General features: G+C 70.1%; 13 protein-coding genes. 1 reads left to right on the top strand and 12 read right to left on the bottom strand.

Annotated elements, in window-relative coordinates:
* Positions 1 to 19 precede the first annotated feature (19 nt).
* A complete protein-coding gene (locus CDA09_RS13420) occupies positions 20 to 838 on the top strand; it encodes a glycosyltransferase family 2 protein (RefSeq protein WP_121429166.1) in 819 nt (272 codons plus the stop codon).
* On the opposite strand, the gene fabG is transcribed toward CDA09_RS13420, so the two are convergent.
* The 12 genes from fabG to CDA09_RS13365 form a co-directional block, all read right to left on the bottom strand.
* Positions 819 to 1538 (bottom strand): 3-oxoacyl-ACP reductase FabG, encoded by a 720-nt coding sequence (gene fabG / locus CDA09_RS13415; protein ID WP_121429165.1) that lies wholly within the window; start codon positions 1536 to 1538, stop codon positions 819 to 821. The genes CDA09_RS13420 and fabG overlap by 20 nt on opposite strands.
* Positions 1535 to 2014 carry a hotdog family protein gene (locus tag CDA09_RS13410; protein WP_121429164.1) on the bottom strand — a complete coding sequence of 160 codons (480 nt, stop codon included), beginning with the start codon at positions 2012 to 2014 and terminating at the stop codon, positions 1535 to 1537. Before CDA09_RS13410 ends, fabG begins: the two co-directional genes overlap by 4 nt.
* The gene (locus CDA09_RS13405; protein WP_286164130.1) at positions 2011 to 2769 is read right to left on the bottom strand and encodes a beta-ketoacyl synthase chain length factor; all 759 of its coding nucleotides are present in this window, start codon (positions 2767 to 2769) and stop codon (positions 2011 to 2013) included. The genes CDA09_RS13410 and CDA09_RS13405 overlap by 4 nt, the downstream gene beginning before the upstream one ends.
* Positions 2770 to 2815: 46 nt before the next feature.
* Complete coding sequence (locus CDA09_RS13400; protein WP_121429162.1) at positions 2816 to 4003, bottom strand: beta-ketoacyl-[acyl-carrier-protein] synthase family protein; 1188 nt, start codon at positions 4001 to 4003, stop codon at positions 2816 to 2818.
* Positions 4004 to 4192: 189 nt separating this feature from the next.
* Positions 4193 to 4993, bottom strand: coding sequence for a polysaccharide deacetylase family protein (locus tag CDA09_RS13395; RefSeq protein ID WP_121429161.1), 801 nt, complete (start codon positions 4991 to 4993; stop codon positions 4193 to 4195).
* The gene (locus tag CDA09_RS13390; protein WP_121429160.1) at positions 4963 to 7326 is read right to left on the bottom strand and encodes an MMPL family transporter; all 2364 of its coding nucleotides are present in this window, start codon (positions 7324 to 7326) and stop codon (positions 4963 to 4965) included. The genes CDA09_RS13395 and CDA09_RS13390 overlap by 31 nt, the downstream gene beginning before the upstream one ends.
* Positions 7323 to 7928 (bottom strand): LolA family protein, encoded by a 606-nt coding sequence (locus CDA09_RS13385; protein WP_286164129.1) that lies wholly within the window; start codon positions 7926 to 7928, stop codon positions 7323 to 7325. Before CDA09_RS13385 ends, CDA09_RS13390 begins: the two co-directional genes overlap by 4 nt.
* Positions 7929 to 7948: 20 nt before the next feature.
* Positions 7949 to 8893 (bottom strand): lysophospholipid acyltransferase family protein, encoded by a 945-nt coding sequence (locus tag CDA09_RS13380; RefSeq protein ID WP_164844416.1) that lies wholly within the window; start codon positions 8891 to 8893, stop codon positions 7949 to 7951.
* Positions 8890 to 9189: an ApeI family dehydratase gene (locus tag CDA09_RS23360; RefSeq protein ID WP_164844415.1), complete on the bottom strand. Its 300-nt coding sequence runs from the start codon at positions 9187 to 9189 to the stop codon at positions 8890 to 8892. The genes CDA09_RS13380 and CDA09_RS23360 overlap by 4 nt, the downstream gene beginning before the upstream one ends.
* Positions 9186 to 10538, bottom strand: coding sequence for an AMP-binding protein (locus CDA09_RS13375; RefSeq protein ID WP_164844414.1), 1353 nt, complete (start codon positions 10536 to 10538; stop codon positions 9186 to 9188). Before CDA09_RS13375 ends, CDA09_RS23360 begins: the two co-directional genes overlap by 4 nt.
* Positions 10535 to 11200, bottom strand: coding sequence for a COG4648 family protein (locus CDA09_RS13370; RefSeq protein ID WP_121429159.1), 666 nt, complete (start codon positions 11198 to 11200; stop codon positions 10535 to 10537). The genes CDA09_RS13375 and CDA09_RS13370 overlap by 4 nt, the downstream gene beginning before the upstream one ends.
* Positions 11197 to 11487 carry a phosphopantetheine-binding protein gene (locus CDA09_RS13365; protein ID WP_121429158.1) on the bottom strand — a complete coding sequence of 97 codons (291 nt, stop codon included), beginning with the start codon at positions 11485 to 11487 and terminating at the stop codon, positions 11197 to 11199. Before CDA09_RS13365 ends, CDA09_RS13370 begins: the two co-directional genes overlap by 4 nt.
* Between the last annotated feature and the right edge of the window lie 104 nt (positions 11488 to 11591).

The following is an 11591-nucleotide window of genomic DNA, read 5'->3' as shown; positions in this document are numbered from 1 at the left end:
CCCTGTTCCGGTTGCAGCCATGACGTTCCATCAGGTCACCCTGCCGAAATCCGCGCCGTTGCCGAGTCCGGTGGCCGCCCCGACGTCCACGCATCTGGTGCTGATTCCGAGCTACAACCCGGGACCCAAGGTGTTCGAGACCGTGCGTGCCGCGCGCCACCAGTGGATGCCGGTGTGGGTTGTCGTGGATGGCAGCACGGACGGCACGGCCGACGGGCTGCGCCGCATGGCGGAAGAGGATCCGGGGCTGCGCGTGATCGTGCTGCCGCGGAACTCGGGCAAGGGCGCAGCGGTGCTGCACGGTATCGAACTCGCGGCGAAGCAGGGGTTCACGCATGTGCTGACGATGGACTCGGACGGCCAGCACCCCGCGGAGCTGATTCCCGACTTCATGGCGGCGTCGGCGGCCAGGCCCGAGGCGATGGTGCTGGGCATGCCGGTGTTCGACGCCAGTGCGCCGGCGCTGCGCGTGCGCGGACGCAAGGTGTCGAACTGGTGGGCGAACCTCGAGACGCTGTGGATGGGGATCGGCGATTCGCTGTTCGGCTTCCGCGTGTATCCGATCGGCCCGCTCGCCCAGGTGATGCACGGCCAGCGCTGGATGCGCCGCTTCGACTTCGACCCCGAGGCAGTCGTGCGCATGGCCTGGCTGGGGGTGCCCCCGGTGAATCGCCCGGCGCCGGTGAAGTATTTCGGTGCCGACGAGGGCGGGGTGTCGCATTTCAACTACGCGCGCGACAACCTGCTGCTGACGTGGATGCACACGCGCCTGTTCTTCGGTTTTCTCGTGCGCCTGCCGATGCTCGTCGCGCGTCGCGTCAGATCATCCCGCCGTTGATCGAGATCACCTGCCCGGTGATGTAGGCCGCCTCGGCGGATGCCAGGAAGCCGATCAGGTCGGCAACTTCCTCGGGCTTGCCGGCACGTTTCATCGGCACGATGCGGGCGATCGCGTCCGCGTCGAAGGCGTGTTCGCTCATGGCCGTGTCGATGATGCCGGGGGCGACCACATTCACCGTGATGCCGCGGCTGGCCAGCTCCTGCGCGAGCGATTTGCTGGCCGAATGCAGTGCGCCCTTCGCGGCCGCGTAATTGGCCTGGCCGCGGTTGCCGGTGATGGCCGCGACGGAGGAGACCGTGATGATGCGCCCCCAGCGCGTGCGGATCATCGGCATCGTCAGCGGCTGGGTGACGTTGAAGAAGCCGTTCAGCGACACGTCGATGACGCGCTGCCACTGGTCGGCGCGCATGCCCGGGAAGACGGCGTCGTCGTGGATGCCCGCGTTGTTCACGAGGATCTGCAGCGCAGCGTCGGCCGTGATCGCTTCGAGCGCGGCGGCGGTTGCGGCCGCGTCGGTGACGTCGAACGCGACCGCCTGCGCGCTGCCGCCCGCGGCACGGATTTCGCGCGCCAGTGCTTCGGCCTTGTCGGCCTGCCGGTTGGCGTGGATGAAGACGTGGTGGCCGTCGCGGGCGAGGCGGCGGCAGATCGCCGCGCCGATGCCGCCGCTGCCGCCGGTGACGAGGGCGTGCTTCAAGATTGACTCCCGTTGGGGGCGCCGGCGAGGACGCCCGCGTCGAGGATCACCGCGGCACGCCCGGAGACGAGCATGCGGCCGGCGGCCGCGACGGTGAAGGCATAGAGGATCTGGTTGTCGTTGCCGGCGATGCGTTCGGCACGGATGTCGAGATCGGCGGCGAGCGTGTCGAGGCGTTCGACGCCGATCTCGACGCCGCGCACGCTGGCGAGGTAGCCGGCACGCGGGGCCTCGCCGGAAGGCGCGAGCAGGGCGCCGTGCACCGCCATGGCCTGCGCGGCGTACTCGATGGCGCTCGTCGCCGGCAGCCCCCAGGCTTCGCGCAAGGGGTTGCCGGCGTCACGGTGGCTCGTCGCGTGGCAGCGGATCGTGTCGGCATCCCATGCGTCGACGCCTGCGAGCAGGCACATGGTCCCCTGATGCGGAATGCGCCGTGCGATGGCGGCGCGGTCGAGGGGCGCGGCTGGCCGGTTCATGCGCTGAGATCCACCGCGAGGCGGGTGTGATCGAGATAGTCGAGCACGACGCGGCCGGTACAGTGCTGCGCGATCGCGGCCAGCAGGGGCAGGCTGCGGGCGGCGGGGATCGCGCGGCGCAGTTCGTCGAGCGCCGGGTCGGCGAGCGAGTCCGCGGACGCATCCGTGAGCCGGGCGGAAATCCGGCCGATCGCTTGCCCGTCGGCCTCGGGCGTTAGCAGCAGCGCAACGCCGAAGGCGTCCGGGACCGGGCGTTTCGCGCGCAGGGGTTCGGGGTAGTCGGCGTCGTAGGCGATCAGCAGGCACGGCGCGCGATCGACCGCGACCTGGGTGATCGCTTCGAGGAGCCCCGCAGCAAAACTGCCGTCGTACGCGCACAGGACTGCCGCGGACGCGGTCGCGCCGGTCGCGATGCTCCAGTAGCCGGCGGCAGCGTTATGTACGGAGTTGTGAAAGCGTGTCGGGGAGATCTGCCGGTCGTCGGAGGCGAGCGTCTCGCAGATCTGATGGCAGTTGACGCCGTCTCCGCCGGATGACGAGAAGACCGTCGCGAGTGCGGCGGGATCAACGCCGGCGGCGCGCGTGGCTTCGAGGCCGACGGTCAGGGCGAGTTTGACGACGCGCACGGCGCGCCGGCGCTCGGCGGGCGGGAGGAGGTCCGGTGCGGCGAGGACGGTCTTCTGCGGGACCCAGGCGGCCTCGCCGGCGAGGATCGCGGCGCAGGCGGGCCAGTCGGCGAGTCCGGGGCCGAGCACGCCGATGCTGCGGATCGAGGCGGAAGGCGGGGGGGCATCGTCGGATTCATGCTGCGCGGCCGAGGATCAGGCTGCAGTTCGTGCCGCCGAATCCGAAGGAATTGCTGAGCACGCGCCGCACGCTGCGGCGGCGCGTCGCGAGCACGTAGTCGAGTCCCGGCTCGGGATCGTTCGTCCCGGCGCCGGCGGGAATGATGCCGTCGCGGATCGCCAGTGCGGCGATCACGGCCTCGACGCCGCCGGCGGCTCCGAGCGTGTGCCCGGTCGCGCCCTTGGTCGAGCTGCAGGGCGCCGCGTTGCCGAACAGGTCCGCCACGGCCCGGCCTTCGGCCGCGTCATTGCTCGGCGTCGCGGTGCCGTGCAGGTTGATGTAGTCGATATCCTGCGGCGCGAGTTCGGCGCTCGCGAGCGCGGCCGCCATCGCATGGCGCGCGCCGCGCCCCTCGGGATGCGGCGAGGACATGTGGTAGGCGTCGCTCGATTCGCCGCTGCCCAGCAGCAGGATCGCGTCCGGCGGCAATGCGTCCGGCGTGCGCTCGAGCAGCGCGAAGGCGGCGGCCTCGCCGATCGAGATGCCGTCGCGCGCGCGGTCGAAGGGCCGGCAGGCGTGCGAGGACGTGAGCTCGAGCGAATTGAAACCGTACAGGGTCGTCAGGCACAGCGAATCGACGCCGCCGACGACCGCCGCATCGATGAGCCCGACCGTCATCATGCGTGCGGCAGCGGCAAAGACCTTCGCGCTCGACGAGCAGGCCGAGGACACGACGACGGCGGGTCCCTTCAGCCCGAACCAAGCCTGCACGAAGGCGCCGACGGAAAACGTGTTGTGCGAGCCCGCGTAGTCGAAATCCTGCGGCAAGGCGCCGGTCTGCGGATCGCGTCGGCGATAGGCGAGTTCGGTCTCGAGGATGCCGGAGGTGCTGGTGCCGAGGAACACGCCGATGCGGTCGTTGCCGTAACGGGCCGCGGCGGCGCGAACGGCATCGGCAAAGCCGTCCTGGACGAGGCCGAGCTGGGCGAGGCGGTTGTTGCGGCAATCGAAACGGGCGAGCGCGGCCGGCAGCTTTTCTTCGTCCGTACCTGCGACCTCGCCGATCCAGGTGGGCAGGACGACGGTTTCGAAATCGCACGGCTTGAGGCTGGATGCGCCCGCGAGCAGGGCTTCGCGCAGCGGTTCCCGGCCGCGCCCGAGGCAGGTCGTCGCGGTGTAGGAGGAGATCAGCAACGGATGCACGGCGCCTCGGAAGCTAATGAAAAAACGGTATTTTAGCAAAAGGCCGGGCGCATCCGGACTCCGTCGGGGCGCAAGGGGGCACGGCCGGGTCCGGAGGGCCGGAAGCGAAGACGGCATTTGCGACGCGCTCTTCGGCGGGGCGGCAGCTACTCGCCGCGTGCGAGGCAAAGGTACGCAGGGAAGGGGCAGTCATGCCAGCGCTGCGGCAAGGGTGACGGGGGTAAGGCCGGCGCCGGCGCAGCGCTCGAGAAGCCGTGGGAGGGCGTCGAGGATCACCGCCCGGCCCGACGTAGTCCGCGCCGCGTTGCCGTCGTGCAGCAAGAGGATGTCGCCCGCCGCGAGGCTGTCGGAGAGCCGGCGGACGACGAATTCCGCATCGCTGTTGCGCGTGTCGTAGGCCCGCCGTGTCCATGAAGCAAGTTGCAGGTCCAGCTGCGCGAGGACGGGTTCGAGGAAGGGATTGCGCAGTCCGGCGGGGGCGCGGAAGAAGCACGGCTTGCGGCCGCAGGTCTGCGCGATCGTCTCCTGCGCGGTGGCGATCTCGCGTGCGAGCCAGCGCGGCCCGCGCAGCGAGAAGGTCTTGAGGTGGTGCTCGCTGTGATTCTCGACGGCATGACCGCGTGCGACGATTTCGCGGGCCAAGGCCGGGTGGTGCCGCACCTGCCGGCCGATCGCGAAGAAGGTGGCGCGCGCGCCGTGGGCGTCCAGCAGATCCAGCACGCGGGGCGTGATTTCGGGGTCGGGGCCGTCGTCTATCGTCAGCGCAAGCTCGCCGCGTGCGGCGGCGGCGTCAGGGAGTCGCGTCCAGTTGGTCCCGAGCAGTCCGCAGCGCGGCAGCAGTCCGGCGGCTGTCAGCAGGCCGTGGTTGGCGACGAGGGCACCGGCCGCCCACGGCCAGGAATCGGGGCGCAGCACGACCCCGGCCGCCGCGGCCGCGTGAAGGGCGGCGGAGAGATGGATCAGCGCTCCGGGGCGCCAGCGGCGGGGCATGAGGGGCGTGCGAGGGCTGCCGCGAACAGCAGCGCGAGGAGGGCGCCGGGGCCGACGGTGCCGCCGATCGCCTGCAGCACCGGAACCGACGAGAAGGCGAGGACGCCGAAGCCGGCGACCGTCGTGAGGTTGGCGAACAGCATGGAGGCGAGCGTGCCGGGCGGGGGGGCGCTGCCGTCACCCTTGCCGTCGAAGAACAGGGCATAGTTGGAGCCGACGGCGACGATCAGCAGCAGCCCCACGAGGTGCAGGATCGTCAGCGCGACGCCGGCCAGCAGCAGCCCGGCGACCACGACCAGCACGGATGCCGCGAGCGGCAGCAGCACGCGGACGACCCGCCGTGCCGAGCGCAGAGTGGCCCCGAGCAGGGCGACGATGCCCAGCACGCCGGCGAGCGAGAGCAGGAGCGCCTCCCTGAAATAGCCGGCGTACAGGCGGTCGGATTCGCCCTTCATGTCGATGAACAGGGTGTCGGATCCCGGTGCGCCTTCGAGCGCGTGGCGCACGGCGGCGGTGTCGATCTCGCCCGGATGCGCTCCCGTCGTCGGCGCGCGCAGCGGCAGCAGCGCCGTCCAGCGTTCGCCCTGGCGCATCAGCAGCGAATCGACGGCGATGGCGAAGCTCGTGCCGTCGAGGTCGGCACGTGTCAGGGGGGCGCGCTCGCGTGCCGCGGCCACGTCCTCGACGAACGGTTCGAGCCGTGCGGCCGGGAGAGGGAGCCCGCGCGTGGCTTCCGGCAGGCGGGCGCGAAGTTCGGCCGCATCGGGCAGCGCCGCCTTCCGTTCCAGCTGCCGCGCGCGGGAAGGCAGGTAGAACGACGGGCTCTCGAAGCCACCGATCGCGCCGGACTCGACGAGCGGCTGCAGGCGGCCGGAAGCCGCCTCGGCAGCTTGCAGCGCCGCTTCCGGGTCGGCCGCGCGCACGACGACCATGTAGCGCACGTCAGGCGCACCGACATCGGTGCGCAAGGCGAGGTCGAGCGCCTGGGCCGCCGGCGGCACCGGGCTCAGCGCGGACAGCTCGTGATTCCAGAGGCGGTCCCGCTGCGCATACACCACGCCGCCCGCGGCGAAGGCCAGCGCGATCAAAAGCCAGCGCAGTTTTCCGGCAGCGGCGAGCAGTCCGCGAAGCTGCATGCCGAGGGGCGTGACGTCGCGGATCGCGAACCTGGCGGGCAGCAGATGCGGGAGGATGAAGCGCGTCGTCAGCGCGGCGACGACCAGTCCGGCGATCGAATACAGCCCCAGCTGCGCGAGTCCGGGAAAGCCGGAGAACATCAGCGCGCCGAAACCGCAGATCGAGGTCAGCACGCCCAGGCGGATCGTCGGCCAGAAGGTATCGCGGCCGTCGCGCGTGCCGGACTGCACGAACAGATAGATCGCGTAGTCGACGGCCTCGCCGATCAGCGTCGTGCCGAATCCGAGAGTCACGCCATGCACCATGCCGAACCCGAGGCTCACCGCGGCAACCCCCGCCAGCGCCCCGGACACGACCGGCAGCAGGCCGAGGACGAGCGCCGTCGGCGAGCGATAGATGAAGAGCAGCAGGGCGACGATGATCGCCGTCGATACCAGGGCGAGGCGCGTGACCTCGCTCTCGATGGTCGCGCGCGAATCGACCGCGAACGCCGGAGCGCCCGAGATCAGCAGCTTCAGGTTCGCTCCCGCGGGGAGTTTCGCCGCCTCCTCCGCAAAGGCGCTGTGCAAGGTCGAGATCGCCGCCTGCTGGCGGTCGAGGTCCGAGCCCGAAGCGCGTGTCTGGGCCAGCAGCAGTGCGCGGCGACCGTCGCGTGAGGCCCATACGCCGTCCCGCGTGGCCGGGCGCGCACCGCCGTCGAGCCGCTCCAGCAACTGCATCAGCTCGCCCGTCGGATCGCGCGGCAGCAGCGCCTTCGTGAGCATGCCGAGCGGGGATGCGAGCAGATCGACCGACTCGCCGATCGCCTGCCGCAGCCCGGCCGTCGTGAAGCGTTCGGCGCCGATCGCCGGACTCAGCAGGTAGCGGTGCGTGAACAGCAGCGCCTGGTCGCGTTCGCGATGCACGGGTTCGCCGTTCGCGACCATGCCGAAGGCCGCGTCGGTACGCAGCTGTCGCGCGAGTCCGCGCGACAGCTGCGCGCGCTGGCCCGCGTCGCCGCCTTCGATGCCGACCAGCAAGAGGCGCGACACGACGCCGTCGCGCAACTGTTCGACGAGAACGCGCTGTTCCTCGCTGGGGGCTTCGGGCAGGAAGGCGGACAGGTCGGTCGTGAAGCGCGTCTGGCCCGCCACGGCGATGCAGGTCCCGACGAAGGCCAGCCACAGGAGCAGGGCCGGCACGAAGCGGCGCGTCACCGCGTCTGCCCCATCGTGACGATCTCCATCACCGAGCGGTCGCCGTCGGCCTGCATGATCTCGATCTCGCGCAACTGCCCGCGTGTTCCGGCGATGTTGATGCGTACGATCATCTCTGCCATGCGCTGATCGCGCGGCAGCAGCGTCAGCGTCCAGCGCTCGGCGCTGCCCGCAAGATGCAAGGCGTAGGTGCGCTCCAGCGTCGCGCGGTCGCCGGCGAGGGTGGCGCGGATGCTGTCGATGAAACCGGCGACTTCGCCGTAATCGGACAGACGGACGCTGAACTGCTTCTTGCCGCGGGTGACGGTCAGGGTGTTCCCCTCCAGCACCAGCGATTCCGGCCGCGGCTTGAGCGTGATCTTCTCGAGGCGGTCGGGTGCCTGGAAACGCAACTCGCCAGAGGATTCCACCGGCTGGTCGAGGACGGCGAGGTGCTTCCGCTCCACGAACGTCGCCTGACCGCTGCTCTGTTTGCCCAGGGTCTGCATCAGCTGCGCGACGGTCCAGCCCTCGGCAGCAGCGGCCGGCCCCGCAATGTCCAGGACGGCGCCAAGTGCAAGCAGGATCGCGATTGAGCAGCGCAGGTATGCGGTTCGGAACACGGAAACTCCACTCCCTTCGGTCAGCGGGCGTCGCGGTGGCGCGCGCTTTCCCAGAAGTCGAAAAAATTGAACCAGTTGAACGGCGCCTGCCGCGCGTAATGGGCAAGACGGGCAGCGTAGTGTTCGATTGCGGCGTGCTGCAGGCGTGCCCGGTTCTCGCGCGTTGCGGCGGAAAAATCCGCGATCTGCTCGAAATGCACATCGTAGCGATTGCCGCCGCGATACAGGCCTACCATCAGGATCACCGGGCGCTTCAGCATTGCGGCGAGGCGCCACGGGCCGACGGGAAAGCTTGCCGGCGCGCCGAAGAATTCCACGATCTGTCCAGGTTCGTCGCCCGGACTCCGGTCCGCAAGGATGCCGACCAGCGAGCCGTCGTCGAGCCGCTCCTTCACCTGCAGCATCGAGTCCAGTTTGCCCAGCGCAATGATGTCCTGCCGCGCCGCCGGATTGATCGCCGCGAGCGTGTCATTGATCTTGCGCGCGTTGTCCTCGTACATCACCATCGCGACGCGCATGCCGGGCTGCTGGCGCCCGATCGCCGGCATCACCTCGAAGCTGCCGACGTGCGCGCCCATCAGGAATACCCCTGCGCCGCGCGCCACCGCGTCCTTGACGAGTTCGCCGCCGTGCACGCGGATGTCGAACAGGTCGAAACGCTCATTCACGAGATAGACGCGATCGTGGATGGTCGCGGCGAAGGTGTAGACATGCCGGAACAGCTCGCCCAGTGACGGCTTGCGGCCGAGCGCATGGGCGAGCCAGTCGCGCGACGCACGGCGGGCCTTCGGGGCAAAGAGTAGGAAGTAGGCGGCGATCAGCCCCAGCACGGCGCGGCCCGTCGGGCGCCCGAGGCGCAGCGAGATCCACGTCATCAGGCGCAGCGTCGCGTAGTTGCTGCGTTCCGTCCGCGTGGCCCATTCCGCGCTGCCGCGGGGGGCGCGTTCGGCGGAAGTATCCGTCATGGCGTGCCGACCCGCAGGGTTCCGGTCGCGACGACGTCGTCCGCAGCGAAGATGTCGAAGCGCCAGCCCGACGCGGATTCGCAGAGCCGGATGTGCAGTTCGGTGTCCGGGCCGACCGGCCGCAGGAATTTCGCCGCTGCGATCTCGCAGCGCGGCACCGGATGTCCGCTCACGTTGCCGAGCGCACGGACGGCGAGCCCGAGCAACACGACGCCCGGCAGGATGGGGCGTCCGGGAAAATGGCCCGCGAACGCCGGATGATCGGCGGCGATGGCGACGGTGGACTCGTGGATCATTCCGCGTCGCCCAGTTTTCGCCGCAGCGCGTCGAGCGCGGTACGCGGAAGCTTGCCCGTGGCGTTGCGCGGAAGCTCGTCGGCGAAGAGCAGGGGGCGCGGCAGAAACAAGGGGTCGATACGCTCGCGCAAGGCCTGCAGCAAGGTCGCGCGGTCCAGTTCCGGCGCCACGACCACGGCCGTGAGGCGGGCCACGCCGTCCGTCTCGTCGTCGGGCACGAAGAAGCTGCCGTCGACGACGCCCGGGATGGCATTCAACTGGTGGTTCAGATAGCCCAGCGAGCTGCGCTTGCCGGCGATGTTCACGAGATCGGCCGCGCGCCCATGCAGCAGGAAGCGGTCGCCCGACGTCGGTTCGATGATGTCCCCGAGCGCCGTCGGCGTCTCGACATGGCCGCCATGCGCCCAGGTCTTGCCGTCTTCGACGCTCAACTGCAGGCCGCGCATCAGCTGCCATTCGGCCGTCTCCGCGGTGCGCCGCGTGGCCGTCTGGCCCGTCTCCGTGCAGCCGTAGATTTCGATCAGCGGACACTGCAGGCGCGCTTCGACCGCAACCGCGAGGTTGCCCGATAGCGGAGCCGTCGCCGACACGACGAGATCGGCCGGCGGCACGCTCACGTCGGCCGCGAGGAGCGTGCGCAGGTGGAAGGGCGTCGACACCAGGACGCGCGGACGGGGAACGGCGTCCAGGGCTTCCGCGATGTCCGCGGGATAGAACGGCCGCCCGGACCAGATCGCGCCGCCCGACAGCAGCGCGAGCAGCACGGTGGACTCGAAGCCGTACATGTGTTGCGGCGGCACCGTGCCGACGAGCGTGAAGGGCGTGCCAACGACGCCGAGCCGGTCGGCCTCCGCCGCGATGTTGCGCACCAGCGGACCCCAGGTCTTGCGATGCGGCACCGGCGTGCCGGTCGACCCGGACGTGAAGACGTACGCGACGATCTGGTCGGCGTCGATCGCCGGCACCGCCAAGCCTTCGGGCGATGCCTCTGCCGTGCCGGATTCGCGGTACCGATGCTGCGGCAGGTCGATATCGCACGCGGCGCTGTCGGTCAGGCAGAACGCGTCGGGCGCGAACGAGCGCAGCTGGCGGACGGTCTCCGGCGTATGCGTGGACGGCAACAGGCTGATCTTGCCGCGCACCAGGCACGCCGCGACGCCAACGGCAAAACGGTAGCGGTCCGCGCACACGTTCAGGACATGGCCGCCTGCGGGCAAATCCGAGGCAAGGCGTCGCACGTCGGCGAGGAAGCGCCCGGCCGCGACCGGGCCATCGGGCCGCCAGGCGACCACGGCGTTGGATCGTTCGTGCGAAAGGAGCGGCAGTGCCGCGGGGCGCGGCGGCGTCATCGCTCGTTCACCGGCGCCGTGCCTGTCGTCGATGAAGTCCGCCGATACGCATGGACGGCGTCGAGGATGCTGCTGCGGTCTTCCGGCACCACCTTCAAGCGCACCAGGTACTCGGCGACGAACATCAGGCCGACGAGCGGCATCGTCAGCAGGTTGGCGAACGTCGACCACGCTTCGAGCGTCCCGAACGCGAACAGTGCGCACGAAATCGCGGCGGTCGCGATGAAGAACACGGTCCAGGCGACCGTCACCTGCCGGGTGTAGCGGGCAAGCGCGGGGCTGATCGCGTCGTGCATGGCCCGTGCGATGCGCGTGCACATCGGTTCGCGTCCGGCCGTGAGGGTGCGGCCGAAGCCGATCACGAGCAGGACGTTGGTGCCGACGTGCTGGACGAAATACAGCCACCCGACGTTGTGCGCGAGCGTCGGCCAGACCAGTGCGAGCGCGAACGATCCGGCCGCGAGCAGCGCGAACATCGCGCCGCGCCGCGGCGACTGCCATGCAAAGCCGGCCGCGATCGCGGCAAAAGGGGCGATCGCCAGCAGCGCGCCCCAGGACGATTCGTCCACCAGCGCGCTCGTGTAATGCGCGATCGCCGCCCAGGCGATCACGACGACGGCGACCACCAACCCGCGTGCCGCGCGGGCAAGTCCGGCCCTCATTTCGTGCGGTTGGCCGCGACGTACTCGGTGAGGCTGCGCAGGGAGCGGAAGATCCTGACGTTGTCCTCGTTGTCGGCGCGCAGCTGGAAGCCGTAGCGCTTCGACACGACCAGGGCCACTTCGAGGATGTCGATCGAATCGAGGCCGAGGCCCTCGCCGAACAGCGAATCGTCGGCCGGAATCGACTCGGGCGCCGTGTCCAGGTTGAGGGCTTCGACGACGAGTGCCGCCACTTCGAGGCGCAGTGCGTCGAGATCGGCGGAAGAGGAATTGGCGGCTTGGTTCATGGATGAGCGAGAGAGGTGTTGATTCTGCGGCGGTGCACGTCCCCGAAGGCGCGGCGCACACCGGTCGCGAGCGTACCGGAGTCTGGCGCAAGGGCGCCCGGTCA

Source organism: Azoarcus sp. DN11 (genome assembly GCF_003628555.1).
In the GTDB taxonomy this organism is placed as follows: Bacteria; Pseudomonadota; Gammaproteobacteria; order Burkholderiales; family Rhodocyclaceae; genus Aromatoleum.
The sequence above is the reverse complement of the archived record's forward strand: the minus strand, read 5'-3'. Positions and strand labels throughout refer to the sequence as shown.

Bases quoted from the DNA above. Each gene is read 5' to 3' on its own strand.
- CDA09_RS13395 (WP_121429161.1), bottom strand. From the start codon at position 4,993: ATGCCCCGCCGCTGGCGCCCCGGAGCGCTGATCCATCTCTCCGCCGCC.
- CDA09_RS13420 (WP_121429166.1), top strand. From the start codon at position 20: ATGACGTTCCATCAGGTCACCCTGCCGAAATCCGCGCCGTTGCCGAGT.
- CDA09_RS23360 (WP_164844415.1), bottom strand. From the start codon at position 9,189: ATGATCCACGAGTCCACCGTCGCCATCGCCGCCGATCATCCGGCGTTC.
- CDA09_RS13380 (WP_164844416.1), bottom strand. From the start codon at position 8,893: ATGACGGATACTTCCGCCGAACGCGCCCCCCGCGGCAGCGCGGAATGG.
- CDA09_RS13370 (WP_121429159.1), bottom strand. From the start codon at position 11,200: ATGAGGGCCGGACTTGCCCGCGCGGCACGCGGGTTGGTGGTCGCCGTC.
- CDA09_RS13410 (WP_121429164.1), bottom strand. From the start codon at position 2,014: ATGAACCGGCCAGCCGCGCCCCTCGACCGCGCCGCCATCGCACGGCGC.
- CDA09_RS13375 (WP_164844414.1), bottom strand. From the start codon at position 10,538: ATGACGCCGCCGCGCCCCGCGGCACTGCCGCTCCTTTCGCACGAACGA.
- CDA09_RS13365 (WP_121429158.1), bottom strand. From the start codon at position 11,487: ATGAACCAAGCCGCCAATTCCTCTTCCGCCGATCTCGACGCACTGCGC.